The sequence below is a fragment of the Paenibacillus sp. NPDC056579 genome, assembly GCF_042793215.1.
Lineage (GTDB): Bacteria > Bacillota > Bacilli > Paenibacillales > NBRC-103111 > Paenibacillus_S.
In genome coordinates this window covers 361,936-386,741 of the sequence record NZ_JBHTVD010000002.1, presented here as the reverse complement: position 1 = coordinate 386,741, position 24,806 = coordinate 361,936, and the positions used below count along the sequence as shown (strand labels likewise).

Sequence of the window (24,806 nt, the reverse complement as noted above, 5' to 3'; positions counted from 1 at the left end):
AATAATCCGTTTCTATAATATAGGAAAAAGGATCTAGGAAAAGATTGATTTCCACCTGGATTCCGTAAAGATATGAGACGGAGGGATTATATTGAGAAAACAAAATCAGAAGCTGTCTACCAGGCTCCGCATCACTCTTAAGATGAAGATGGTATCCGGCTTGACCGCCATGCTGATCCTGTTTCTAATTGCGGCGATGTACAACGCGCAGCAGCTGGAGCAGATGAAGTCCTATCTCGGACAACAGAACGAAAAGGTCGAATTGAAGCTGATGGCTCTCGAATTGAAGGAAATGGTGCAGGAGCTGAACATTATCGCATCCGGTCTGGAAATATCGAAGAAAGCGGAATACATACCTAAATATAATGAAAAAAGAAAAGTGTTCGAGTCGATGATCAAGCGGATCGGGGACACGGCGAGTACGCCGGAACAGGTGAAATGGCGCAGCCAGCTTATCTCCCTTACGGTCGAGTATACGAATACGTTCGATGTCGCGGCGAAGCTCGTACAGGACAACAAGCTTGCTTCCGCAGATCTCGATAAAAACATGGAGTATTTGTATAACGAATCGCAAAGGCTGATGAACGATATCTTCATTAATGTAGATCAATTTTATGTCGACTATTCGAAAGGCGCCGAGCAAGCGATTGCTGCAACCCAGTCGCTGATGCACCGAACTTCGACGGTGCTGTGGATCGCCTCCGCATTCGTAGTCGTGGTCGGAGCGGCAATCGCCGCCGTACTCGTTAGCTCCTTCAGCAGACCGATGCGCCAGCTTCAGCAGGCGGTGCAGCGAATGGCTTCGGGCGATTTGCGGAGCAAGATCGGCAGCCGGTCCCAAGACGAGCTTGGCTTGCTCAGCCAAAGCTTCGACCATATGGTCGATCAGGTGCGCAGTATGCTGCTGCAAACGCAGTCGATCGCCGCTTCTTTATCGGATCATTCGACTTCGTTCCATCGTTTGTCCGGTTCCACCGCGACAGCGAACGCCGAGATCATCCGGGCGATTCAAGAAATCTCCGCCGGTGCGGACAAGCAGGCGAATCATTCGGAGCATTCCGCTTCCTTAATAGCTGATCTGGAGCAGGAGCTCGCAACGATCGCCCAATACTCGGAAACGGTTCAGCAAAAAAGCCGCGAAGCCGCCTTCAACACCCATACGGGCTCGGCTTCCATGGAGCAGCTGAAGCAGGCTTCCCAATCTTCCGAAGGCGTTCTCGATAAAGTGTACACAGCCATGGAAGGCCTGTCCGCAAGCACTGTGCAAATCCACAGGATCGTTAACACGATTACGGAAATATCCCATCAAACGAACGTGCTCGCGCTGAATGCGGCGATCGAGGCCGCAAGAGCAGGCGTGCATGGCCGCGGCTTCTCGGTAATAGCCGAAGAAGTGCGCCAGCTTTCGACTCAGACGAATGAATCGTCCAAATCGATTGCTGTCATTATTAAATCGCTGCTGGAGCAGACCGGAGAACTCGAAGGCTATCTGAGCGACGCGCGCCAAACGTTCGGCGTGCAAAACAAAAAAATGAATGACAGTATGGAAGCATTCCAGGAAATTCGTTCTTCCATGGAGATGCTGTCGCAGCATATCGATCAAATCCAGGCGCAAATTGAGCTCGCCAAAAATAAAAACGGCATGCTGGTCGAATCCGTTCAGTTTGTCGCAGCAATCGCTCAGGAGACGGCGGCCGGCGTAGAGGAAGTCAACTCGACCTCCGTTGAGCAGGATAACGCCATTCAACGGATCGCCCAGCAGGCTGACGACATTCTGGTCTTATCACAGAAGCTGTTCCACGAGATTCAGCAATTCCGAATGAGCGAGGATGCATCTCTCGATGCAGACCGCAACGGTTTACAATCCGTTAACAAAAACGGCGATGATGAAGATCGCGGCGGCAGCGGATCGGACAGCGGTGATAGCCATGACAACAATGGCAGCAACGAGCGTCAGCCCGAACATTCGAAGCCACTTCCGGAGCCAGATGACGACACCGGTTCCGATGCTTCGGATAAGAGCGAGGCCGGATCCGATAAAGATGCCGCCAAGCCGGCGGAGGAAGAAAAGAAGCTTGTCTTGGTATAAAGCTTACTATATATATACGGCAGCTTAGGACTTAACCGAGTCCCAGGCTGCCGTTGTTTTCTTTAGTAGAAAGGAGTGCAGCACGATAGTTGCATGCGCACAAAAAACCGCAAGCTTCGAGCCTGCGGCTTCGGTAGTCAATGGGATTAACTGCGAGTTCTCAGGTTCTTCTTGATTCTCGATGCCAGCAGCTCGAGAATGATTGCCAAAGCAAGGATGAAGTACGTAATTACTCCGACTTCTCTTACGTCGTAATAATAGGAGCTGGCCATAAACATATCGTAGCCAATACCGCCAGCACCGGCAGCAGCGCCCATCGCCACCGCTACGGCGAAGTTGATCTCGAAACGCATGAACGTCCACGATATCAAATACGTGACACTGGACGGGATGACCGCTTGGAACACGATCTGCCACCAATTCGCCCCGCTTGCCTTCAACGCTTCAATGACGCCTTCATCCAGCTCCTCGAACGCCTCCGAGTACGCTTTGACCAAATAGCTGACCGAGTGGAAGGTCATGCCGATGACGGCTGCGACACTGCCCAATCCGGCGGCGACGGCAAAAATCAGTACCCATAAGACGGTAGGAACCGCTCTTATGAATGCTACGGCACCTTTTACGGCCAGCGATACCGGTTCGTTGGACAAGTTCCTAGCAGCCAAGAGCCCCAGGAACAAGGCGATGATACCGCCGAACAGCGTCGTCAAGAACGCCAGTCCCAGCGTAATGCCAACCTGCGCTAACGCCTCGAGGAATGTAAAATGCTTCAGATGCGGCTCCAAAAACATCGTTTTGACTGTAGTTGCCGTTGAAACGATGCTGTCCACGATGCTGATATCTTTGTAATCAAACGTGGCGAAGCCGTACACAGACAGCGCTGTCAGCGCCGCCAAAGTAATCTGAATGGCAAACGTGGCCTTGTTGAAGGGCCGCACCTTGATCCGTTTGCCGGAAAGCGCCAGCCGGCTGCCGTCCTTGTCGGGTAAGGTTTTGAACGATTCATGAAGTGCCATGCTACAAAATCACCCTCCTGACATAGTTGGAGACAGCCTCGATGGCAAAGATGGCGATAACGATCACGATTACAACGAGTGAAGCGGCGCTGTAATTCAAGCTTTTGTAATACAAACTGAACAGGAATCCGATCCCCGTCCCGGTCAGAATGCCGACCAAGGTTGCGTGACGAATGTTCGTCTCCACCATAAACAAAATCCAACTGATAAGCTGAGGGATGCTGGAAGGGATCACCGAATGAAAAATGATCGAGAAATAACCTGCGCCCGTTGCTCTTAACGCTTCAACGGAGCTATTGCTGACCTCATCGATCGATTCCATGAAAGCGCGGGTCAAAAAACCGAACGAGCCGAAGAAGAGGGCGAAGTATCCCGTAAGCACGCTCTGTCCGAATGAAAACAAGAGGATCATCGACCAGGCGGCAACATCTATGTTGCGGAACAGAGTGGCGATCGATCGGCTGATCATACTGACCACGCCTCCCACTCCCATCGTGTTCGAACCTAGAATAGCGAACAACAGAGCGAATACAGCCGCTACCGAGGTGGCTGCTATCGAGACAAGCACCGTTTCGAGCAGCGTATCCAGAATCGCCGGCAGCCGCTTCATCGCTTTTTCATTAGGGTAAAAATTGCTTGCGGCCCACTCCGCCGCTTTCGGAATGGAAGTGAAGCCTTTGATCACGTCATACTCCGTAACAATAATTGCAATAACGGTCACTATAATCAGCAGGGCGCAGTACAGCAGGCTGTTCCTTCTTTTTCTAGCAAAAAAGTTAGCCTGCATACTGGCCTCCCATGATATCGACATGCTGATCATCCAATTCCGCGCCGTAAATTTTACGAAGCTGCTCCCGCTTAATACCTGCCGGGGACCCATCATAAACGATTGTGCCTTTATTCACGCCGATAATCCTGTCGGAATATTTCAATGCAACGTCAACTTGGTGCAAATTAATAATGACTGTGATGCCCATTGTGGAACAAATGTTTCGCAAATGTTCCATAATAATTCGGGATGCGTTCGGATCGAGGGAAGCGATCGGCTCGTCGCACAGCAGCATTTTGGGATCCTGCACTAATGCGCGCGCGATGCCCACACGCTGCTTTTGACCGCCGCTCAGCTGATCGCAGCGTTTGTAGATCTGCTCCTCCAAGCCGAGAATGTTCAGAATATGGCAAGCCTGCTGCTTCTCCTGCTCGGTGTACAAGCCGAACACACCTGCCAAGGTGGATTTGTATCCAAGTCTGCCATGTAGCACGTTCTCGATAACGCTTAGCCGGTTGACCAGGTTGTAATGCTGGAATATCATCCCGATCCGGGTGCGCAATCGTTTCAGCTCGTTTTTCTTAAAACCCATAATATTGGCGCCATCAAAAATGATCTCTCCGCTGCTTGCGTCAATCATGCGGTTAATACAGCGAAGGAGAGTCGATTTCCCCGCCCCCGAAGGACCGATGATAGACACGAACTCTCCTTCTTTCACAGCGAAGTTAACATCAGATAACGCTTTTGTATCCGCGCCGTATTGTTTCGATACCTGCCTGAATTCCAATAACGTTGTCATGGTTAACTCCCTTGGATGATTTTATTATTTGGACAGCTCACGAACCGGATTGAACCATGCATCCTCTACAGGCAAAAATTTCTCTTTACCGGTCTTTTGCTTGAACAAACCGGAATCCTTCGAGTCAGCCGGCAGGAACACTTTAGGGTTTTTGGTAACTGCTTCAGATGTGAACGCATCCTTCAGCTTCTTCTGGTCATCCGCGCTGATCGTGCTTGTGTTGATTGCAAACGGAGAGTTCAGTACCGGCGTAACGGAGATAACCGAGAACTCCTTGCCTACCAGCGTATTGAACGGCTCTGCAGCGCCTTGCTTGACTTTATATACAGCGCCCGGCTTGTTCGCCGTTCCGGAGGACAATTCTACATAGTTGGATACGCATGTATCGCAGAATGCCGCAATATCGGCCTTACCTGTCAAAAGATTAACTGCCGAGCCCTGATGAGAACCGCCGAACAGCACTTCGCTGAAAAACTTGTCCTTGCCGCCCTGCAGCAAATCTTCAGCCGTTAAGCTTTTGTATTTGTCCTTCTTGCTGAAATAGCTCACGATTCCGGCGGAAGGAACTTTAAATCCGGATGTGGAGGAGTTCGATACGAACGAGAATTTCTTGCCTGCTATGTTGTCGATGGCAAAGCCGCTGCCGCTTTTGTAAGCTTCCTCTTCGCCTTTTCTTACGTTCAGCCAGCTAAAGTAAACGGCATCGTCCAGCGTACCGGACTCGCCGCTCGCTACGACCAACGGCTGAACCTTCTTATTCTTAGCATTCGCTTCGACGTAGCCTTGAGGTCCCATGAAAGCCAGATCGGCATTGCCGCTAGCGATAGCCTCGATCGCAATGATATAGTCCGTTGTCGTCTTGTGCTCTACTTTTTTGCCGGTTGCGGTTTCGATGACTTTGCCGAGCTCATCGCGGGCGTTTTTCAAGTCAGCGCCGGATTCGTTAGGATACCAAGCGATAGTAATGGTGTCTTTTGTTTTTGCAGGTGCAGCCGCATTTTGCGTTTCACCTGTTGTTTTCGAACCGCAGCCTGCAGCTACCGCTGCCAGGGACAAGCAAATGACAAGAGACAATGCCTTTTTCATATTCAAACCCCTCCCAAAATGTACAATCTAGACAAGATTAGTATACAAATTGAATGTCACCGGAATGTTAGGTTAATGTTAAGATGTTGTAAGCTTTTCTTGCTGCTCCTTGACAACCATTTTACCGTTTCTGATTTGATACTCGCGATTGCACAGATTTTGCATAAACTCCAGGTCATGAAAAATTCCGAGCATGGTCGTTCCTTCCTTCATCAGCTGCTCGATCAACATTTTCACCTTCACCTTGGATCCTTCGTCCAAGCTTGCGGTAGGTTCATCGAGCAGCAGCAAACGAGGCTTCTTCACCATCGCTCTGGCAATGTTCAGCCGCAGCTTCTCGCCGCCGGAGAACGTGGACGGATAGCTGTCCCACAGGCTGCGGTCGAGCTCGAAGTGGTCGAGTATTTTCTCCGTCTCGTTCTCGGCATAATCTACTTCGTGTCCCATTTCTACAATGGCGTGACGAACCAGCTCTCTGGCTGTCGTCCGCGGCATAACGTTAAGAAATTGGGATACATAGCCGATTTCGAACTTACGCAGCTCGATAATGGTTCTCTCCGAGGCTGTCGCCAGATCGATTCTCCCGAACCGCTGCGAGTTATACCAGATGCTGCCGGAATGAGGCAGGTACGTGCGGTAAATGCATCGGAGCACGGTCGATTTGCCGCTGCCGCTCTTCCCGGTAATGCCTACGAATTCTCCTTCTTTCAAATGCAGATTGATCTCTTCCACCGCTTTGATATGCTTGTTCAAGTTGTGCAAAGTGAACGATTTGGACAACTGTTCAATCGATAGCAGATTATCCATGCCATCACCTCCGTCAGATCCTGTAGTTCGTTTTCTGAATCAGCTTGCCATCGACCATAACGGCCGTAATGACCGGCAAATCGTCACCTTCCAACCGCTCGATGATGATGATATCCGCCTTCTTGCCTTCCCGGATCGAGCCCAGCTCTTCGTCGATATTGACGGCCTTCGCCGGGTTGAGCGTGACCAGCTTGAACATCTCGGCCAAATCCTTGCCGCACAAGCTCGCCAGCTGAAATACGGAGTGCAGCAGCGCAGCCGGATAATAGTCGCTGCACAAAATATCGATGCTGCCGTCCTTCACGGCTTCCGTCGCCGACAGGTTGCCGCTGTGAGAGCCGCCCAGCAGGACGTTCGGCGCCCCAGCTACCGTGTACATGCCCTTTTCCTTCGCTTTTCTCGCAATCTCCATCGTAATCGGGAATTCGCTGATAACCGTGCCGAAGCTTTGTACAAGATCGAGCTTTTCCAGCGAATCGTCATCGTGGGACGCAATCGCAATGTTGCGCTCTTTGGCCATTGCGGCGATCTCACGGATGGCATCCTCCGTCAATTTTTGCTTCGACTGATGATTGGCGATAATGGAGTCCATGTTCTCATCGGTGACATTGTTGTAGCCGCGAATCGTTTTTTTGTACACTTCCAGGTCTCTGTACTGCCCTTGGCCAGGCGTATGGTCCATAAATGAAACCAGATGAACCTTCTCTTCGGCGATATATTGCTTCAAGTTGTCGACTTGATCCAGGTTGTCGATCTCGAAACGCGCGTGGAAGCGGTGACGGATCAAATGCTTGCTGGAATGCGTCTGCTCGATCAAATCGGCGATCTTGCGCACATTTTCCGGCTCGCGGATCGGGCGGTACTTGTAATCAGCGGACTTGAAGATGGACAAGGAGTGGAACATGGTAGTAATACCGTGAGAAAGCAGCTCCTTCTCCGTCTCCCGCAGGCTCAAACGAAAATCGAAGAGCGATGTCGGCCGCGGAGCCGTCATATGCTCAATGTAATCGGAGTGAATATCGATGAGTCCCGGGGATACATATCCGCCTCGCGCGTCGATAATCTCCGTTCCCTCTTCTACAGCAAGCTCCCCCGGGCGGGCGATTTGCACGATGCGATCGCCTTGAATAAGAAGGTCGAACCCTTCCAAAAGCGTTTCTTCCGTTATAATAATTCCGTTAGTAATCAGATACATCAGGATGACCTCCACTTGAGGATTGGTTGCAAGGGGAGCTTCTTGCAATCCCCTTGCTAACAAGAAGTTTTATAATAAGGAATGAACCAGCTGCTGAGTATACGCATGCTGCGGATCTTCGAGAATCTGATCGGTCAAGCCTTGCTCGACCACTTGGCCGTCCAGCATAACCATCGTGCGGTCGGCCAGCATCCGGATGACGCCGAGATCATGCGATACTAGCAGGATGCTGATATTCAGCTCTCTCTGCAGGTGCTTGATCAGGTCGAGCACATTCGCTTGTACCGACAGGTCGAGACCGGTAGTCACTTCGTCCAGCAGCAGAATCGGCGGATTGTTGGACAATGCCTTCGCGATCTGTACACGCTGCTGCATACCGCCGGAGAACAGCTTCGGCGCATCCTTCATCCGGTACAGCGGAATATGCACCCGCTCCAGCAGCTCGCTTCCCCGGGCTTCCATAGCCGCCACGTTACGGTTGCCTGCGGCAATCATTTTCTCGGCGATGTTCCCGATCGAAGAGAAGCCCATTCTTAGACCAAGCACCGGATTTTGATACACTTTGCCCATCAGATGATTCCGGATATATCGTTTTTGCTGCGGCGATTCGGCGAACATATTGCTGCTGCCTTCCTTGTACTGTTGAAGGTAGGCCTCACCCGAGGTTACCTCCTGATCGAAGTACAGGCATCTCATCAGCGTCGATTTGCCGCTGCCGCTCTCTCCAACGACCCCGAGAATCTCGCCGCGGTGCAGATCGAATGAAATGTTTTGGCACGAGTAGACGGTGCCGCAGGCGCGGCAGTAGTTTTTCTCGAGCTTGCGGTGCTCCGCATTTCGGCATTGGTCGCAGCCGGGGCCGAATTGCTTGCTTAATTGATTTACGCTCATAATCGGGGCTGTCAATTCACCCATCGTTAGGTCACCTCTTTAGGAAGACTGCTGATTCATTCGAGCCAGGCAGTAGCTTGTATCGTTGCACTGGTAGTACGTTTCCTCGGTTTTATCATCGTATAGCTCATCCATAAACACATCCTCGGCTCCACACTGCCTGCAGCACTTGCCTGGGAACGACTCCGGCTCGAAGGGGACATCGTCGAACGCCAGAGAAACGACCTTCGTGTATGGCGGCACGGCATAAATTTTCTTCTCCCGGCCGGCACCGAGCAGAATCAGCGCATCCGAGCTGTTCATCTTCGGATTGTCGAATTTCGGTATCGGGCTAGGCGCCATCACATACCGGTCATGCACCATGACCGGATGGTCGGCTCCGGTGGAGACGCCGCGGTATTTCATAATCATCTCGAACAGCATCAGCCAAGCGCCGCTGTAGTCTTTCTCCCCGTGCAGCCGCTTCGTTTCCTTCTCGCTCGGCTCGTACATTCTAAGCGGCTCCGGCATCGGGACCTGCAGGACGAGAATTTGCTCCGGCTTGAGCGGGACTTCCGGTATACGATGGCGGGATTGGATCAACGTCGCACGATCCGTTTCGTCCACTGCCGTAACACCTGTCGTTTTGTGGATCAGCTTCTTGATGCTGACCGCGTTAACCGATTCGTCCGAGCCCTGGTCGATGACCTTCAGCACGTCGCGCTTTCCGATCAGCGACAGTGTGAGCTGCAGACCGCCGGTGCCCCATCCCCGCCCGATAGGAAGCTCCCTCGAGGCGAACGGAACCTGGTAACCCGGGATGGCGATAGCTTTTAACGTGGCCCGGCGAATTTCCCGCTTGGACCCTTCGTCTAAAAATGCAAAGTTATATTGAGTTTGCATACGCATTATTCTCCTTCAGCTTCCTCGGTTTGGCCTTTCCTTGTTTTGCGCACGTCGTTCAGCTTCGACTGGAACGTTACGTAGTGCGGCATTTTCAAGTGAGAAATGAACCCTGTAGATTCCACTGAGTCGATATGAAACAGCACGAATTCCTCGTTCTGGGTCGGAATGCTGTTGTCGCCGCGCTCCAGACTTTTATCCAATATGCTCATGGCAATCGCCTTCGTCTCGTTTTGCCCGAAGCAGAGACCGTAGCCGAACTCCAGATTCAGCTCTTTTCTTCCGTTCTCTTTCTCGACGGTTGCAGGCACGAGCATTTCAACTTCCGTTACTTTGACCTCCCCGATATAGTAGGCATCGTCCTCGTCTCCGTTAGGCTGGAGCGGACTGTCCACATAAACCGGGAACTGTCCGACGCGCAGCTCCCCTACCGTCGGATGCACCATGCCGTAGCCGCGGATGACCGCATAGGCGAGTGAAGTAACCGCGCCTGTCTGGCCCCTGGTCAAAACCTGCAGCTTCTCGCTCCGGCTTGCCGGAAAGGTCAAGCTTGTACGCGTTACATCGTCCGGCTCGGTGGTATTATCAGGGCAATCGGCGATGAGCCCTTCCCGTCTAAGGTAGTCCAGCACCTTCGGGAGCCGGTCTTCTTGAGCATCGGCCGCTTCGGCTGTCTCCGACCGCTTGAATTCCTCAAGCCAGGCTTGCACCGTGCGCTCCGTTTCTTCCGTCAGCTCGAAGTCCAGCAGGCGGTGAGAGTAATCGATCGTCGCTCCAAGAATTTGTCCGCCCGGGATATCCTTGAACGATGCGGAGATCCTTCTTTCCACCCGCATTTCTTCGGAGTGGACGGTCCGTGAGTAGTGCTTTCTCGGCAGCGTCGAACGGTAGGCCCGCAGCAGGAAAACCGCTTCCTCCGGGTTGCCTTCCGCCTGCTTGATGGCGAGAGCCGCAAGCTCCTCGCTGTACAGGCTGCTCTCCGACATCACCTGATCGACAAGCCCTCTCATCCCGGCTTCGATCGCTTCGACGTCCAGCACTTTGCCGTGCTTCAATCTTTCGTATTGAATCTGTTTCAACGATTCTTCAATGGCGCGTGTCCCGCCTTTGACCGCTACGTAACCCATAGTCTAGATCTCCTCTCTTGCAATCTGAGTCGTTCTCGGCAAGGCGAGCAGTCGATGATCCGCATCGACGAAGATCAGATCGAGTCCTAACGGAAACTCAGCATTCCGTTCAGCCCGCATATCAATCCAATTATCGCCCGTTTGCGGCTCCGCTTGGGCGTGGCTTTGGATGCCGGGACCCGTTAAGCGCAGCTTCTCTCCCCCGGTCAGGCTTGCCGCTTCGATAATGAAGGTGGCGGAAAAGTGCGGATCTCCAAGCTCTCCGATCTTTGCCTTCTCCAGCGCACGCTGCAGCTCGCCCGGCGCCGCATCGCGCAGCACGAATATATAGTCCGCATCACTAACATCCGCTTCTTTGGCATACGTCGTCTGACCGAGCATATGCACCGCTTCAGCTTCCCGCTCGGAAATCACCTTGAAGGTAACCTCCGTATCGAGCACCATCTTCGCCAGAACCAAGGTCGAAGGCATCATGCTTCCTTCCCGCTCCAGCTTGCCGGCTTCCTCCGACAGCTCGGTAATCGTTCCGGGTCTCGACATGGAATCAATTACTTTTCTGTAGACCGTTTGTATGTCGTGAACCATATCCAGCTTCATCCGTACCGCTCCTCTCAATCCGTGTCCATGGTTTCAAAATCGACCCTCGTCCGCAAAACATTGGCATGCAATGCCGCCCGTTGCGCTGCGATCCGATCGCTCTCTGCCTGAAGGACGGCCGACCAGGACGCCGTTTCCTTCAATCCTGCCGTGTAAGCCGCATCGATAACGGCAAGGTCCAAAGCTCTGTCAGGCTCGTTGCCTTTAACCATGCCCACGCCCAAAGCGCCTTCCACCTGAACCTTGCACTCGGTCACCAGCGCCTCGCCCAAGTAAAACTGGCTTTTCTGCGCCGTCTCTTTTACCTTGACCATTACCAGACCCTGGTTAGGCTCCTCGATCACTGCGACCTCGTACCGGCTTTTAATGTCCCCGGCCATAGCCGCTGCGATATCAGGCGATCCGTTGATGAGAATTTCCGTTCTTTGCTTACGTTTCATAATCGGGACCTCCTAACTGATAAGAAATCATTATTGCTTCCTTCCCAAAACCCACTCTATCTTGTTGCCATGCCGGCGGCTGTTAAGTTTGTGTAAATGTTTCGCCGAGCTTCTAGAACACATAAGTGAACATGTCGCCGCGGTACATGATCTTGCAATATTCCAGCGCACGGCCGGAATCGGCGTCGGTGCACTCGGATTCCAGCACAAGTAAAGGAATCAAGCTCGAGCAGGCCAAGAGCTCCCTTTCGTATTTGGAAGGGTACGTCAGCCTGAGCGTCGTCTGGCTGGAATCGAAACGGGTATACCCGTGGCTTCTGTAATAAGCGAACGTCGAGGTAATGTCTCTCCCCGCGCCGGCAATATCCGGGAACATCGATTCCGCAACGTAAGAGATATGCAAAGCGATAGGCTGCTTGTTGATGATGCGCAGGCGCCCGATTTTAAACACGCGCTCCTGCTCGCTTGCTCCAAGCGATTCGTAAATTTTGTTATTGAACTCGATAGGCTCGCAAAAAATATTTTTGGACTCGTAGTCGTAGCCGAGCTCGGTCATTTTTTCGCTAAAGCTCTTGTTCGCCGTCAGAACGATCGGAACGCGCAAGTTCCGGTCCTGCACGAAGCTGCCCTTCCCCTGCTTGGAGTAGATGTAGCCCAGCTCCTGCAGCCGTTCGTAAGCTTTTCGCGCAGTAATTCTCGGGACCTTGAACCGGTCGGCGAGCTCGTTCTCGGAAGGCAGCTTATCGTCGGGCTCGTGCTTACCGGATTGAATCGATGCGATAAGATGATCCATAATATCCAGCTCTTCGGACATGCCGCGTCACCTCCTTCGCCTTGATCAGCCGTAAGTTTTAATAAAAGCTTCCATATCGTTAAACTCGTGGAATCTAGCCTCCAACAGGTCGCGGGGCCAATCCCACCAGGCAATTTGCAGCAATGTATCGATGACATCCTGGGAAAAGCGCTTCTTGATCGGCCGGGCCGGAACTCCCACAACGATCGTGTAAGGCTCCACATCCTTCGTTACGACAGCCCCGGAGCCTACTACGGCGCCTGTTCCGATAGTTACGCCCTTCATAACGATCGCTCCGTGTCCGATCCACACATCATGGCCGATCGTCACATGATTGCCTCTGCGCCAGTTGAAAATGTCGTCGTCGTCCGTTTCGGCAAACCCGAAGCCGGCACGACGGTACGTCATATGATGCTGTGTCACCCGATTCATCGGGTGATCGACAGGGTTAATGCAAACATGGGAGGCGATGGACGTGAACTTCCCCACCTCCGAGTAGTTGATGGTTACGTCGTCCATTGTATAGGTGTAATCCCCGATACGGGATTCGATAATCTTGTTGTTCGGCCCGATGGAGGTCCAAGCGCCTGCATAGCTGTTTACAATGTGGCTGCTCTCGTGAACACTCGGCTCGGAAGATAAGGGAGCGTGAGAATGGGTTTGATGAATGTGCTTCATAGCGTTCCTCTCCTTTTTACCTGCAATAGACGCGGATTATTTGTCCGACAAAACCTGCTTTCTTTCCTTAATGGCCTTGACGGTATCCAGGCCGGGGCTTTTGCTGCCAAGCACGACTTCCTTCTCGCCGTAGAAGCCGTGAAAATCCGAGCCGCCGGTCATGATCAAGCTGTACTGCTTGGCCAGCTCCTGCGCTCTCTCCTCGTCCTCCGGCCCGTGCAGCGGATGCCATACCTCAATTCCTTGCAGGCCGGCTTCCACCAGATCCGGCACCTTCTCGAAGCTGCGGTACTGGCCGGGATGCGCCAGCACGGGAACTCCTCCCGCCTGCAGAATGGCCCGAACCGCATCGGATGCGTCGACATATTCCGTCGGGATATAGGCAATCCCCGGCTGTTCGCCGTTTTGTCCGCGCGAGAACAGCTTTTTGTACAGCTCTCCATAAATGCTGTCCGTGTACCCACGGTCGATGAGCACGTGCATAATATGCTGCTTGTAGACGCCGGTTCCGCCTTCCGCATGCTTCAATACTTCTTCCCAGGTAATGGAGTAGCCGGCTTCGATCAAGCGGGTCACAGCCGTTACACAGCCTTGATGGCGCTTCTCAAGCAATGGATTGCACAGCTCTTCAATGGCCGCGTGACCCGGCTCTATGTAATAGCCGAGAATATGCACTCTGCGTCTTCTCTCGAAGTCATAAGCGGAGATTTCAATGCCCGGGATAATTTCGACCCCCCGTTCGTGCCCCTTGACCTCCATATCATGAAGCTCACAGGTCGTATCGTGATTCGTTATCGCTAAATGGCTGACCCCCTCGTGAATGGCCAGATCCAATATTTCATCAAAAGTGTAGGAACCGTCGGACAGCTTGGTATGACAATGCAGTTCTGCTTTCATAGCGACCTCCTGGTATAGAACAAATAAATTCCAACAGAATACTCATCCATTAATGTGGTTTCTCTTACGTTTATCTCTATGTACTAATCTAACTTGATGCCAAGTTACAAGGGTTAACCGAATGTAATGCCCATGTTAAGAATTTGTAAGGGCGGCTGTCCGCTCCTATTTTTGCGCATGGCAAAAAGGCCCCTTAGCTCGCACGGTACAAGGGATGGAAGCCGTTTTTCCTATCGGAGGAGCCCGCTATGAGGCAATATTTACCTTGAATATTTTTTTCGATAGCCATCAAAAAAAGAACCGCTTTCCGTCCGGCTGTCTAAAATGCCGCCGCGGAAACGCGATTCCAACTCATTGTAAAATCCTTTTTTTGATGGACGATTATTGCTCCGGCTGTCCGGATGCCTTTCTCAGCTCATTGGCGAGCCGGTGGAATTCGTCTCTTGCCTTGTCGTCGTTTGCGACGTGCCAGGCGGCTGACAGGAAGCCGATGATCCGGTTCGCATCCTGCTCGCTCAGTACATAGCCATTCCCTCTCCATACGAGTTCATCGTACTGGTACAGCTGCCACGATTCGATGATGCGAATGAGCTTCTGCGCGTAGAGAGGATCGGTTGCGTAACCCGCCTGCTGCAGAGCCGTACTGGCTTGGCGGTAATCCCTCTCCCCGATCACAGCCGCATAGCGGGCATTGCGCAGCAAAAATTGTGCGTGATCGCGGATGCTGTCCTCCCAGCTGTCGTACACCCGGAAGCCATCCTTAATCGTTATCCACCGGCCGTCAATATATTCTTGCGTATCCCGAACTTGCCCTTCACCCTTAATACCGAACAAATTGTTACCGGCTGCAAAATTGCCCCAGCCGCTTTCGAGCGCCGCCTGGGCGATGGTCACGCTGGCCAATATTCCGGACTGGCGCATGCTGTTCATCGCATAAGGCGCGATAAAATCAATGAAAGACCGAGGGTCCACGACGTCTCCTCCTCTCTGAACTAATAGCAGTATATTCAGATAGGTCCCCGGTTCGATACGGCTATCTACTTATCGTTCTTCCATGAGCCGAGAGTCGCATCATCGGGCAAGCCGGTCCGCGGACTTTTGGACACGCCTATTCTTTGCGCCGTATAAATGCCGGAATGCCCCGAGCACAAATAACTGACGACGCACGCTGCAAACATATAGATAGCCGCTTCCGAGCCGAACAGCTCCAATCCTAGAAGAAAGCAGGCTATCGGCGTATTGGTAGCACCGCAAAAAACGGCAATCAAGCCAAGCCCGGCAAGAAAAGGCCCGTGAAGCTGAAGCAGCTCCCCCAATGCATTGCCGAGCGTCGCGCCGATAACGAACAACGGAGTTACCTCTCCTCCCTGAAAGCCCGCCCCCAAGGTAAGCGAGGTAAAGATCAGCTTCCACAAAAAGGCGAACGGCTCGACCGTTTCCCGGAACGAATCCGCCAACAAAGGCAGCCCCAACCCGAGGTAATCGCGCGAGCCGACCAGGTAGACCAAAGCAACGATAACGATACCGCCTGCGAAGCTTCTGACCGGAGGAAGAGGCAGCAGCTTGGCGTACAGCAGCTTCAGCTTATGCGTAAGCTCGCTGAAGCAGAGGCTGACCAGCCCGAATACGATGGAGGCTGCGAATACTTTGATCAGCACGGAGGCGGCGATCGGGGGCACCGCTCCCATCGAATAATGAGCGTGATGAACGCCCCATGCCGTCGTCACTGCATGGCCGGTGAAGCTTGCGACGAAGCACGGAAACAGCGCTTCATAGCGGATCAAGCCGATGGCGATGACCTCGAAACCGAAGACCGCTCCGGCCAGAGGCGTGCCGAAGACCGAGCCGAACCCGGCGCTGATCCCGCACATAAGCAATATTTTGCGGTCATGCTCGCCAAGGCGAACGAGACGGCCGAGCCCGTCAGCCAAGCTCCCGCTCATCTGCACGGCCGTTCCCTCGCGTCCGGCGGAGCCTCCGAACAAGTGCGTGATCAGCGTGCCGCCCAGCACGAGAGGAATCATACGCAGCGGAATCGAGTCGCTTCCCGCATGAATTTGCTCCAGAATCAGATTGTTGCCTTTGGAGCTGCTCTTGCCGAACTTCCAGTAAATCCAGCTGACGAGGGCGCCGCCAGCCGGAAGCAGGAACAGCAGCCAAGGCCAATCCATCCGCGCCTGCGTAGCCGCGTCCAGACTGACCAAAAACACCGCGGAGGCCGAGCCCGCAAGAGCGCCTGCAGCCCCTCCAATAACGAGCCATTTTATCATAAACAGCATAATATCGTAATGAAGCCTGCCCCGAGAAACAGCTCCCCTGTTCCATTTCCATTGTCCCATCACCATTCATCATCCTTCCAACCGTTGACCGCTCATCCCGTTATCCAATAATCATAACCGCACCGCCACACCGGCGCAAGAAAAACGCGCTTCGAACAGCGCCTTCATTCCCCATCGTTCGACCCGATTTCCTCCAAAATCAGAACCGCTGTCGCCGACCGGACAACGATGTCGCAAAACCCGATAATCGCTTGAAAAACTACTTTCTTTAGCGAATCGGCACTACCTTTGTCACCCTTGCAGGGACATGAATAAAAGAGGCGAATAGCTAATGTGTAACGATTTACTAAGATGAGAATGGAGGATGCGGGATGGACGTTTTTTCTACGAAGGAAGTTGCGCTTAAGCTTGGGGTCAGCTCGACGACGGTGAAGCGGTGGGTGGCCTTTTTCCATGGTTGGTTTCAAAAGGATGAGTTCGGGCATTACATCTTCTCTTCGGGTGATATCAGCCGCTTGGGATCTATTAAGGAGCAGCTGCAGCAGGGAATGACGATGCAAGCGATTATGGACGCGAATGGAGAAGGCTCCAAGAAGGAAAAAGCCTCCCCCCCTCCTCCATCGGCGGCCGCCACGCAAGAGCTGCTCCATCACATCACGCAATTGGAGCTTAAGCTCGCGCAAAAAGCCGACGACATCGTCAACCTGCAAGTGCTGCAGCACCGCAATGAGCTCGAGGACATTCGCAAAACGGTACAAGCCTTGGCTTCGGAGGTAGAATCGATTCAGCGCTCCCTCTCCCGCCATTCCGAACGTACCCTCGCCAGTCTCCGCGATACTCCGAAAGCGAATAAGAAAAAAAGCTTCCTCAGCATGCTGTCCAATTTTATTTAGTGTCCGTTCATTCCAAATAAGCTGAAAAAAAACATACCCTGCACTCCACGGCGGGAATGCAGGGTAACCTTGTTTTATGGAATCTTCGTCAATTCTACACGCCGGCCGCTCCGCATAGAATCGGTAATCGCCTGCGTAAATGCCATATATAAAGCTCCGTCGCGAAAAGAAGGAGCGCCCTTGGTGCCTTGCCGGATCGCACGGATAAATTCCGCCTCTACCGTCCATGGCTTGAGCTTGTCGTCAGGAATGGCGATCCGCTGTTCTTCGCCGTTTCGGCTCAGCAGGATGTGGGTTTTCTCCGGATAGCAAGTCAGCGTTCCTTGGCTTCCGTAAATCACCATCGAATGAGTGCCGCCTTCCACCGCGCCGGTGAACAGCGCCGTAAGTATTGGCCCCTTCTCGAATCGGCCGATCACCGTAACGGAATCCGGCAGCTCCACCAGACTCTTGCCATCCGCATCCTGAGGCCGATCGCTCACCCAGGTTTGTCCTTCTGCGCTAAGCGATGCCAGCGGGCCGAACCATTTGTTCAGCACTTCACCCATTATCCCTACATCCAGCGTGTTAATCCCCTGTAAATCGGCTCTTTGCCTCCAATGGAGCGGCTTGCTAGGATCAACGTACTGTGACGAAGGATGAGTCAAATAGACGTGTCTAATGTCCCCGATGACTCCTTCGCCGAGCAGCTCGAGCACATAAGGCTCGACCTTCATGTAATTGGGAGCCGGACACAGCATCGTCGTAAGCGGAGTCGACTCGTCCAGTCTCAGCATGTCCAAAGCTTCGGTCAAATCCAACGCCATTCTCGCCTGAGAAAATACGTGCTTCCCCTTGGCAATGCAATAGGCCGATATTTCCTTGTGCAGAATCGGCGGCGTGCAAATGAATACGGCATTGACCTCCGCGTCGTCCACAACCTCCTGCCACGTCTCGTATACTTTGCGAAAACCGAACCGTTCGGCGGCAAGGCGCGCGTTGTCGGCTCTTCTATTGGCTACGGCGGTCAATTCGACCCCGTCGATTTTGAGCAAATTGGGGATATGCCGTGAACTGGCGATTCCGCCTGCCCCTATAACACCGATGTGCAGCTTCATGATAGTTCCCTCGCTTTGTTTTAGTTTTATTGCACGTTTACCGGTTCGATCACCCTCTATTAATAGCTGGAATACTTCTTGCACCGGCCTTAGCCTTATGCACCAATGAATCACTTCATGTAAATAAACCGCTCGCCCGGCGTCATCATATGAAACTTTTGTTCCGGATACCGGGAATACATATAGTCTGCGAAATAAGCCGGGTTCTCGTCATTATGCGGGAACATGCCAAAATGCATCGGGATCACCAGATCGGCCCCGATTGCAACCGCCAAGTCCGCAGCCTCACGGTAATTGAAGTTGCCCACAATCCCCTGCGCCGTTCTTGCATAGTCTCGCCCGTTGATCGGCAGAAGCGCAATATCCACCTTCTCGTCCTTTAACCAGTCAACCAGCTCCGGAAACCCTATCGTATCACCCGAGTGGTAGATGGAAAGGCCTCCATATCGAATGATATATCCCAGAAACAAATGATTGCCCTCTTCATCCTGCTCGAACCGGTCATGCATTGCCGCGAACGCTTTGATCTCCAAACCGTTCACAAGCTGAACCTCCAAATGGTTCATGCCGATCATTCTTGCGCTGTCGAAGCCCCAGTCCAACAGCCTTTCCTTATGCGCCCTCGGAATAATGAAGCGCGTCCCTTGACGCTCGCTTAACGGCTTCAAAGTGGCTGAATCCATATGATCATCATGATGATGTGTGCAGAGCACGGCATCCATGTCCGGCAGACTGTCCGGTGACAATGGGGGAGGGAACTTGCGAATCCACGGCCCTTGGGATGCTTCATTAATGGAATTGCTCAAATAAGGGTCTATCAACAGCCTCTTGTTCTCCATTTGAATCCAGAACCCGGCCTGCCCGAGCGCCCATATGGCGGCAGTGCTTTTTGGAAGCCTCGTTTGCATGATTTCCTGCCGCAGCGCTTCCCCGCTTCGGTAAAGCTTCATCCTTTTGTTTCCTCCTTTTATTTGCCCTTCATCACTTGAAAGCGTTAACCTGTCCTTTTCTATTATGTATCTCTCTTATTTTTCCCGTCAACCTCCAATTCATATAGAGAAACGTGAGACGGCATGGACAAATGTAGCAGGTTTGCCCCAAAGCATTGGCAGGCACAACCAAATTGGATAAAATGATGCTGTTTCATTCCCTATTTATAAGGAAGAAGAGGTGTCGAGCCAGCCCTATGGATCAGAACCGATGGAGTCTTACAGAAGAACAGCATATCGTTTGGAACGTGGCCCAAGACCCGAGAAAGCCGCATCAGGATCATGTCGAAATGAGCGGCAAAAAAGTATCCCTGATCGTCCGCTACGGCGTTAGCGAAGAAGGGCAGCTGGTATTATCCCGCCATGTCGTATGGCCGGGACTGCGGACAAAACCGAATAATACGCACGCAAGCCTGATGCAGGAATTCGATTTGGAGCAAATGCCGCTCATCCAGGTGAACGGTACGTCTATTGATGCGGAGACGGTGACGCGAGTTGCCTTTGACGGCCTGCTGCACATTTCCACCGAATCGAGCTCCGGCATCGGGATCGAGCGGACGATATTCCCGTCGACCGACAAAGCCTGTGCGGTCGAGCAGGTGCATATTACGAATCGGACCGCGGAACCCGTTACGATTCAGGTTAGCTCCCGCCGGGCTCAGTCGTCGGTTAAAGGCGTCGCCGGCATCTATTTGATCAACATCACGCACGACTGCGCGGAATCGGTTAGCCTTGCTGCAGGAGCTTCGTACACGTACGGCGTGTATATCGGCGCGCGGCATCTGCGCAACGAGCTTCCCGCGGTTACTGCAGCGGAAGAGCGGAGCCTCAGAAGCCGGCTGGTCGAAGGCATTGCCCGCTCGCTCCGGCTGGAAACGCCGGATCCGATTCTAAACAGCATGTTCGGCTTTGCAAAGCTGAGAGCGGGAGAGAGCATTTACGAGACCAAAGGCGGCTTGATGCACAGTCCCGGCGGCGGACGGTATTATGCAGCCGTATGGACCAACGACCAGGTCGAATATGCGGGGCCGTTTTTCCCGTATCTGGGACATCCGCTAGCCAATGAGGCTACGTTAAATGCGCTCAGGCTGTATATGCCGTTCATGGGTCCCGACTTCCAGCCGATCCCTTCGTCCATCATCGCCGAAGGAATCGACATTTGGGAAGGCGCGGGCGACCGTGGAGATGCAGCCATGTACGCGTACGGGGCATCGCTGTTTGCCTTGAATTACGGGGACCGTGCGGTCGCCGAGGAGCTGTGGCCGGCTATCCAATGGTGTCTTGCCTATTGCGAACGCATGAAAACGGATCGCGGAGTGATCGCCTCGGATTCGGACGAGCTGGAAAACCGTTTTCCAAGCGGCTCGGCCAACCTGTCGACCTCCTGCCTGGCCTATGGCGGTTACCGTCATGCGGCGAATGTCGCCCGCTCCCTCGGAAAAGCCGAGTTCGCCGAGCAGTATGATAAACAGGCGGATCTGCTTGAGGAAGCGATCGAGCAGTTCTTCGGGGCTAACGTCGAAGGGTTCGACACGTATCGATACTATGAGGAGAACGATATTTTGCGTTCGTGGATTTGCCTGCCGTTAACGATGGGCATGATGAACCGGAAGGAAGAAACGATCCGCGCCCTGTTGTCCCCTCGCTTATGGACGGATAACGGATTGGCCACACAAGCGGGAGACACCACCTTCTGGGACCGTTCCACGCTGTACGGCTTCCGGGGCATTTTTGCTGCAGGCGAGACCGCTACCGCCCTGCAATATTTGAAGTCGTACTCCGAGCGCCGGCTTCTCGGAGACCATGTCCCTTACGCCATCGAAGCTTATCCCGAAGGAAACCAGCGGCATTTGTCCGCGGAAAGCGCATTGTACGGCCTTGTCATCGTTGAAGGGCTGTTCGGCTTGAAGCCTGTCGGCCTGCATCGGTTTGTCTGCGCGCCGAAGCTTCCAGACGGCTGGGACAAGATGGCGCTTCGCTCCGTCAAGGCGTTCGGCCATGAATTCGACCTTGTGGCAACAAGGGAGAACGGCGGCTTGACGCTGACCGTCAGCGAAGGAAATCGGAGCCTTACCTTTGCCGGAGCGGAAGGCACTGCTTTCGAAGTGAGCCTGTAAGTCGGATTCATCTGTTTCTCCATTATTGCCGGCAACGGCTGCACGCACTTTGATCATAACAATGCAAAACAGCCTGCTAGCGAGGCGTTCTCCTGTGGAGACGTCCCGCAGCAGGCTGTTTATTGTTCGCTTGCTGTGTTTATTATGATTGGCCAAGCGAATCATGGATCTATCTTGAAACGCAGTGTCACGAATCCGGAAGTCGGGAGTCACTCGTATCATGCGTGCATGAGTGTCATGCGTCCTCCAGCTCGATCCCTTTCGTCTCCTTGCCATAGAACATCACCGCCAAAGCACCTATCACTATCGCGAAGAAGAACACGATAAAAATGGACGTTACCGGCGTCCCCCAAGCTACCAGCATGCCTACCAGAAACGGACCGATAATCCCCCCGATGCGCCCGAAGGATGCGGCAAGACCGACTCCGGTCGAACGAACCGAGGTCGGGTACAGCTCGGGCGTATAAGCATACATCCCTCCCCATGCGCCGAGATTAAAGAAGGAGAGGCTGATCCCGGCAGCAATCAGCATGCTGTCGGTCGAGGCCGTGCCGAACCATATCGCACTGACTGCGGTCAGCAGCAGGTAAGTTACCAGAACGAATTTGCGGCCGTAGCGCTCGATAAGATAGGCGGCCGTAAAATAGCCGGGCAGCTGAGCCAACGTCATAATGAGGACGTATTGAAAGCTTTTGACCAGCCCGAACCCTTTCAGCACCATGACGGTAGGGAGCCACAGAAACATGCCGTAATAGGAGAACACGACGGTGAACCAGAGGATCCACAGCATGATTGTGCTGCGGCGGTGCTCCCGGGACCAGACCGATAAGAATCTCTCCGCAAAAGTCGTCCTCCGGCTTTGCAGTTGAGTAAACCGCGGTGAATCCTGAATCGCTCTTCTCAGGTAAAGAGCGTATACAGCCGGTACGGCGCCGATTACAAAGGCCATCCTCCAGCCATAGGACGGGATAACGAAGTAGGCGATTAACGCCGCTGCAATCCAGCCGCCAGCCCAGAAGCTCTCGAGCAGCACGACGGCACGGCCTCTCTCCCGGGCCGGGACCGACTCCGAGACGAGCGTGGATGCAACCGGCAGCTCGCCTCCCAGGCCGAAGCCGGCTACAAACCGCAGCGCGCACAGCACGGCGAAGCTGCCTGCCATGGCGGACAGCCCGCTCGCTGCAGAGAATATAAGCAGCGTCCACAACAGCACGGCCCGCCGTCCGTACCGGTCGGCGAGAGCTCCGGCGGCAGCCGCGCCCACCGCCATGCCGACGGAATTGATGGCCGTCAGCTGGCCGATCTGCTGGGCGCTCAAGTGCCACTCCACCGCCAACGCCGCAGCGATGAAGGAGATGATGCCGACGTCCATCGCATCGAACAGCCAGCTTAATCCGGCGCTGAACAGCAGCTTTCGTTGTTTTGGCTTTGATAGCAACATAGCATTATTCATAGGACAAGTTCCTTTTCTGCTTGGAATCATACCGGATCCTATCGCTGTATCGCGCTATAAGGTCTTTACACTTATGATAACCAAAATCATCCACCGGAATGCGGACAATTGTTGATCTAGCGCTTGTGCCTGGTATAAGTTTCCTCCTATCATTTCACATGGGTGAAACCGAAGTCAAGGTTTTTTCGCCGGTACATATCTTGACGGATGCGTCCCTGATGATGGAGTTCGCTTGCGAATACACCTGCACCGTTTCTTTTCAGACCTTCCGCAAGTACAATAGAAGACAGACGATCTCCATTCGATGCAAGGAGGATAACTATGATTAACAAGGTAAAGAAGGCTTTGGCTGTAGTAATAAACAACTGGAACGCCATGTCGGCATCCGGCAGCGACGATGCGGAAGGAACGGCTAATGAGTTCGAGGCTTCGTTCTACGAGTTTATAGACGTTGTGCGCGAGTGGGCGGATACGCTCGACGAACGGCCGAGAACGGTCGAAGAAATGATGGAGCTTCCGCTGATTCAGGAGGTTCTCGATCTCCTTCCTGCCCCGCTAGTTTTGAATTTCGAGACGGAGGCCGAGCTTATCGCAGACAAGATAACAAGAATCGACGATGCCAAGTACGATTGACCCGTGCAGATGCTTGAACTAAGCATTCATGCAGTAACAAACCGAACATGGTTCGGCTTGACAATCACTTAGTTTAGATACTAAACTTAAACTATGAAAAAAGACATCACTTCATCCAACAACAGCGCCAGCCGCAACCTGGGCCGATTGATATTGCAGCTAAGGCGGCTGGAACGCCAGCCACAGACGTTTGGCGGCGCCGGGAGCGTAACGCCAAGTGAAATCCATACGATCGAGGCGATCGGATGCGAAGGCTCGGTGCTTATGAGCGAGCTTGCAGCTCGGCTCGGCGTGACCAAAGGGGCAGTATCTCAGCTTGTCGTGAGACTGGAAGCCAAGCAGCTGGTTAAGCGCACCTCGTATCCGCACGATTCGAGAGGAATACTGATCTCGTTAACGGACAAAGGGAAGGAGGCTTACGTCGCTCACGAGGAAGTGCACGTCCGTTTTTACGATCAGCTCCGTTCACAGCTTAGTGAGCAGGAGGTCGAAACTTTCGATCGGTGTATAGAGAAACTGAACGATTTTTTGCAGCAAAACTAATTTTTTTTGACTATTAGTTTAGTATCTATACTAAATTGTAAGAAGGCTGCCGTTCGTCCTCGATATTTGCGCAGACATCGGAGATTGTAACTTCGGAGCTGTTGTATCCGATGGGCTGAAGCATACATATTGTGGGCCTTGCTGCACTACCGGAAACTTATCGGCGCAATGTGAATGCCATTGTAGTACGGGACGTGCAGCCTGTAAGACGGAATAACCGTCTTACAGCTTGACTCCGCTGCTTTCGCCCTTCTGTAACGCGGAAAATCCTCGTTACAATTTCACGTAGCGGCTTCATGGCGGCTTTTGACTGTCTGTAAGACGGAATAACCGTCTTACAGCTCGGCCCCCGCCGCTCTCGCCCTTCTGTAACGCGGAAAATCCTCGTTACAATTTCGCGTAGCGGCTTCACCTCGGCTCTTGACAGCCTGTAAGACGGAATAACCGTCTTACAGCACGGCCTCCGCCGCTTTCGCCCTTCTGTAACGCGGAAAATCCTCGTTACAATTTCACGTAGCGGCTTCATGGCGGCTTTTGACAGCCTGTAAGACGGAATAACCGTCTTACAGCACGGCCTCCGCCGCTTTCGCCCTTCTGTAACGCGGAAAATCCTCGTTACAATTTCGCGTAGCGGCTTCACCTCGGCTCTTGACAGCCTGTAAGACGGAATAACCGTCTTACAGCACGGCCTCCGCCGCTTTCGCCCTTCTGTAACGCGGAAAATCCTCGTTACAAA

24 protein-coding genes are annotated in these 24,806 nt (G+C 53.1%); 5 read left to right on the top strand and 19 right to left on the bottom strand.

Annotated elements, in window-relative coordinates; genetic code table 11:
• Positions 1-91 precede the first annotated feature (91 nt).
• Complete coding sequence (locus ACFQ88_RS09235; RefSeq protein ID WP_379453902.1) at positions 92-2,089, top strand: methyl-accepting chemotaxis protein; 1,998 nt, start codon at positions 92-94, stop codon at positions 2,087-2,089.
• 146 nt (positions 2,090-2,235) lie between these two features.
• Here the strand turns inward: ACFQ88_RS09235 and ACFQ88_RS09230 are convergent, their stop codons facing one another.
• The 16 genes from ACFQ88_RS09230 to ACFQ88_RS09155 all read right to left on the bottom strand — a co-directional run bounded on the left by ACFQ88_RS09230 (position 2,236) and on the right by ACFQ88_RS09155 (position 16,345).
• Positions 2,236-3,105, bottom strand: a complete 870-nt coding sequence (locus ACFQ88_RS09230) for a PhnE/PtxC family ABC transporter permease (RefSeq protein ID WP_379453901.1) — start codon at positions 3,103-3,105, stop codon at positions 2,236-2,238.
• Position 3,106: 1 nt separating this feature from the next.
• A complete protein-coding gene (locus tag ACFQ88_RS09225) occupies positions 3,107-3,892 on the bottom strand; it encodes a PhnE/PtxC family ABC transporter permease (protein WP_379453900.1) in 786 nt (261 codons plus the stop codon).
• On the bottom strand, positions 3,882-4,673 hold the full coding sequence (gene phnC, locus ACFQ88_RS09220; RefSeq protein WP_379453899.1) for a phosphonate ABC transporter ATP-binding protein: 792 nt from the start codon (positions 4,671-4,673) through the stop codon (positions 3,882-3,884). Before phnC ends, ACFQ88_RS09225 begins: the two co-directional genes overlap by 11 nt.
• A gap of 24 nt (positions 4,674-4,697) precedes the next feature.
• Positions 4,698-5,759: a phosphate/phosphite/phosphonate ABC transporter substrate-binding protein gene (locus ACFQ88_RS09215; RefSeq protein ID WP_239633143.1), complete on the bottom strand. Its 1,062-nt coding sequence runs from the start codon at positions 5,757-5,759 to the stop codon at positions 4,698-4,700.
• 78 nt (positions 5,760-5,837) lie between these two features.
• Positions 5,838-6,566, bottom strand: a complete 729-nt coding sequence (locus ACFQ88_RS09210; RefSeq protein WP_379453898.1) for a phosphonate C-P lyase system protein PhnL — start codon at positions 6,564-6,566, stop codon at positions 5,838-5,840.
• A gap of 13 nt (positions 6,567-6,579) precedes the next feature.
• Positions 6,580-7,761: a phosphonate metabolism protein PhnM gene (gene phnM, locus ACFQ88_RS09205; RefSeq protein WP_379453897.1), complete on the bottom strand. Its 1,182-nt coding sequence runs from the start codon at positions 7,759-7,761 to the stop codon at positions 6,580-6,582.
• Positions 7,762-7,830: 69 nt separating this feature from the next.
• Positions 7,831-8,676, bottom strand: a complete 846-nt coding sequence (locus ACFQ88_RS09200; RefSeq protein WP_379453896.1) for an ATP-binding cassette domain-containing protein — start codon at positions 8,674-8,676, stop codon at positions 7,831-7,833.
• 15 nt (positions 8,677-8,691) lie between these two features.
• Positions 8,692-9,534, bottom strand: coding sequence for an alpha-D-ribose 1-methylphosphonate 5-phosphate C-P-lyase PhnJ (locus ACFQ88_RS09195; protein WP_239633134.1), 843 nt, complete (start codon positions 9,532-9,534; stop codon positions 8,692-8,694).
• A gap of 5 nt (positions 9,535-9,539) precedes the next feature.
• Positions 9,540-10,661, bottom strand: coding sequence for a carbon-phosphorus lyase complex subunit PhnI (locus ACFQ88_RS09190; protein ID WP_379453895.1), 1,122 nt, complete (start codon positions 10,659-10,661; stop codon positions 9,540-9,542).
• A 3-nt stretch (positions 10,662-10,664) separates the two neighbouring features.
• Positions 10,665-11,258, bottom strand: coding sequence for a phosphonate C-P lyase system protein PhnH (gene phnH, locus ACFQ88_RS09185; RefSeq protein WP_239633130.1), 594 nt, complete (start codon positions 11,256-11,258; stop codon positions 10,665-10,667).
• A 14-nt stretch (positions 11,259-11,272) separates the two neighbouring features.
• On the bottom strand, positions 11,273-11,698 hold the full coding sequence (phnG, locus tag ACFQ88_RS09180) for a phosphonate C-P lyase system protein PhnG (protein WP_239633127.1): 426 nt from the start codon (positions 11,696-11,698) through the stop codon (positions 11,273-11,275).
• Positions 11,699-11,810: 112 nt separating this feature from the next.
• The gene (locus tag ACFQ88_RS09175) at positions 11,811-12,512 is read right to left on the bottom strand and encodes a GntR family transcriptional regulator (RefSeq protein ID WP_239633125.1); all 702 of its coding nucleotides are present in this window, start codon (positions 12,510-12,512) and stop codon (positions 11,811-11,813) included.
• A 24-nt stretch (positions 12,513-12,536) separates the two neighbouring features.
• Positions 12,537-13,169, bottom strand: coding sequence for a DapH/DapD/GlmU-related protein (locus ACFQ88_RS09170; RefSeq protein ID WP_379453894.1), 633 nt, complete (start codon positions 13,167-13,169; stop codon positions 12,537-12,539).
• Positions 13,170-13,205: 36 nt separating this feature from the next.
• Positions 13,206-14,066 (bottom strand): PHP domain-containing protein, encoded by an 861-nt coding sequence (locus tag ACFQ88_RS09165; protein WP_379453893.1) that lies wholly within the window; start codon positions 14,064-14,066, stop codon positions 13,206-13,208.
• Between the two features lie 381 nt (positions 14,067-14,447).
• On the bottom strand, positions 14,448-15,038 hold the full coding sequence (locus ACFQ88_RS09160; protein WP_379453892.1) for a glycoside hydrolase family 73 protein: 591 nt from the start codon (positions 15,036-15,038) through the stop codon (positions 14,448-14,450).
• Between the two features lie 65 nt (positions 15,039-15,103).
• Positions 15,104-16,345: a voltage-gated chloride channel family protein gene (locus tag ACFQ88_RS09155; protein ID WP_379454358.1), complete on the bottom strand. Its 1,242-nt coding sequence runs from the start codon at positions 16,343-16,345 to the stop codon at positions 15,104-15,106.
• A gap of 371 nt (positions 16,346-16,716) precedes the next feature.
• Here ACFQ88_RS09155 and ACFQ88_RS09150 point away from each other — a divergent pair, with 371 nt between their 5' ends.
• Positions 16,717-17,238, top strand: coding sequence for a MerR family transcriptional regulator (locus ACFQ88_RS09150; protein WP_239633116.1), 522 nt, complete (start codon positions 16,717-16,719; stop codon positions 17,236-17,238).
• Positions 17,239-17,312: 74 nt separating this feature from the next.
• Here the strand turns inward: ACFQ88_RS09150 and ACFQ88_RS09145 are convergent, their stop codons facing one another.
• Entirely contained in the window at positions 17,313-18,335 is a 1,023-nt protein-coding gene (locus ACFQ88_RS09145; RefSeq protein ID WP_379453891.1) for a Gfo/Idh/MocA family protein, read from the bottom strand.
• Between the two features lie 110 nt (positions 18,336-18,445).
• A complete protein-coding gene (locus ACFQ88_RS09140; RefSeq protein WP_239633111.1) occupies positions 18,446-19,285 on the bottom strand; it encodes an MBL fold metallo-hydrolase in 840 nt (279 codons plus the stop codon).
• 236 nt (positions 19,286-19,521) lie between these two features.
• Here ACFQ88_RS09140 and ACFQ88_RS09135 point away from each other — a divergent pair, with 236 nt between their 5' ends.
• Entirely contained in the window at positions 19,522-21,441 is a 1,920-nt protein-coding gene (locus ACFQ88_RS09135) for a hypothetical protein (RefSeq protein ID WP_379453890.1), read from the top strand.
• A 235-nt stretch (positions 21,442-21,676) separates the two neighbouring features.
• Here the strand turns inward: ACFQ88_RS09135 and ACFQ88_RS09130 are convergent, their stop codons facing one another.
• Positions 21,677-22,894, bottom strand: coding sequence for an MFS transporter (locus ACFQ88_RS09130; protein ID WP_379453889.1), 1,218 nt, complete (start codon positions 22,892-22,894; stop codon positions 21,677-21,679).
• Positions 22,895-23,215: 321 nt separating this feature from the next.
• On the opposite strand from ACFQ88_RS09130, the gene ACFQ88_RS09125 reads away from it, so the two are divergent.
• Both ACFQ88_RS09125 and ACFQ88_RS09120 read left to right on the top strand, forming a co-directional pair.
• The gene (locus tag ACFQ88_RS09125; protein WP_379453888.1) at positions 23,216-23,527 is read left to right on the top strand and encodes a hypothetical protein; all 312 of its coding nucleotides are present in this window, start codon (positions 23,216-23,218) and stop codon (positions 23,525-23,527) included.
• Between the two features lie 93 nt (positions 23,528-23,620).
• Positions 23,621-24,070, top strand: coding sequence for a MarR family winged helix-turn-helix transcriptional regulator (locus tag ACFQ88_RS09120; RefSeq protein ID WP_379453887.1), 450 nt, complete (start codon positions 23,621-23,623; stop codon positions 24,068-24,070).
• The last annotated feature ends 736 nt before the right edge of the window (positions 24,071-24,806 follow it).

Bases quoted from the DNA above. Each gene is read 5' to 3' on its own strand.
- ACFQ88_RS09230 (WP_379453901.1), bottom strand. From the start codon at position 3,105: ATGGCACTTCATGAATCGTTCAAAACCTTACCCGACAAGGACGGCAGC.
- ACFQ88_RS09225 (WP_379453900.1), bottom strand. From the start codon at position 3,892: ATGCAGGCTAACTTTTTTGCTAGAAAAAGAAGGAACAGCCTGCTGTAC.
- phnC (WP_379453899.1), bottom strand. From the start codon at position 4,673: ATGACAACGTTATTGGAATTCAGGCAGGTATCGAAACAATACGGCGCG.
- ACFQ88_RS09215 (WP_239633143.1), bottom strand. From the start codon at position 5,759: ATGAAAAAGGCATTGTCTCTTGTCATTTGCTTGTCCCTGGCAGCGGTA.
- ACFQ88_RS09210 (WP_379453898.1), bottom strand. From the start codon at position 6,566: ATGGATAATCTGCTATCGATTGAACAGTTGTCCAAATCGTTCACTTTG.
- phnM (WP_379453897.1), bottom strand. From the start codon at position 7,761: ATGTATCTGATTACTAACGGAATTATTATAACGGAAGAAACGCTTTTG.
- ACFQ88_RS09200 (WP_379453896.1), bottom strand. From the start codon at position 8,676: ATGGGTGAATTGACAGCCCCGATTATGAGCGTAAATCAATTAAGCAAG.
- ACFQ88_RS09195 (WP_239633134.1), bottom strand. From the start codon at position 9,534: ATGCAAACTCAATATAACTTTGCATTTTTAGACGAAGGGTCCAAGCGG.
- ACFQ88_RS09190 (WP_379453895.1), bottom strand. From the start codon at position 10,661: ATGGGTTACGTAGCGGTCAAAGGCGGGACACGCGCCATTGAAGAATCG.
- phnH (WP_239633130.1), bottom strand. From the start codon at position 11,258: ATGAAGCTGGATATGGTTCACGACATACAAACGGTCTACAGAAAAGTA.
- phnG (WP_239633127.1), bottom strand. From the start codon at position 11,698: ATGAAACGTAAGCAAAGAACGGAAATTCTCATCAACGGATCGCCTGAT.
- ACFQ88_RS09175 (WP_239633125.1), bottom strand. From the start codon at position 12,512: ATGTCCGAAGAGCTGGATATTATGGATCATCTTATCGCATCGATTCAA.
- ACFQ88_RS09170 (WP_379453894.1), bottom strand. From the start codon at position 13,169: ATGAAGCACATTCATCAAACCCATTCTCACGCTCCCTTATCTTCCGAG.
- ACFQ88_RS09165 (WP_379453893.1), bottom strand. From the start codon at position 14,066: ATGAAAGCAGAACTGCATTGTCATACCAAGCTGTCCGACGGTTCCTAC.
- ACFQ88_RS09155 (WP_379454358.1), bottom strand. From the start codon at position 16,345: ATGCTGTTTATGATAAAATGGCTCGTTATTGGAGGGGCTGCAGGCGCT.
- ACFQ88_RS09150 (WP_239633116.1), top strand. From the start codon at position 16,717: ATGGACGTTTTTTCTACGAAGGAAGTTGCGCTTAAGCTTGGGGTCAGC.
- ACFQ88_RS09145 (WP_379453891.1), bottom strand. From the start codon at position 18,335: ATGAAGCTGCACATCGGTGTTATAGGGGCAGGCGGAATCGCCAGTTCA.
- ACFQ88_RS09140 (WP_239633111.1), bottom strand. From the start codon at position 19,285: ATGAAGCTTTACCGAAGCGGGGAAGCGCTGCGGCAGGAAATCATGCAA.
- ACFQ88_RS09135 (WP_379453890.1), top strand. From the start codon at position 19,522: ATGGATCAGAACCGATGGAGTCTTACAGAAGAACAGCATATCGTTTGG.
- ACFQ88_RS09130 (WP_379453889.1), bottom strand. From the start codon at position 22,894: ATGAATAATGCTATGTTGCTATCAAAGCCAAAACAACGAAAGCTGCTG.
- ACFQ88_RS09125 (WP_379453888.1), top strand. From the start codon at position 23,216: ATGATTAACAAGGTAAAGAAGGCTTTGGCTGTAGTAATAAACAACTGG.
- ACFQ88_RS09120 (WP_379453887.1), top strand. From the start codon at position 23,621: ATGAAAAAAGACATCACTTCATCCAACAACAGCGCCAGCCGCAACCTG.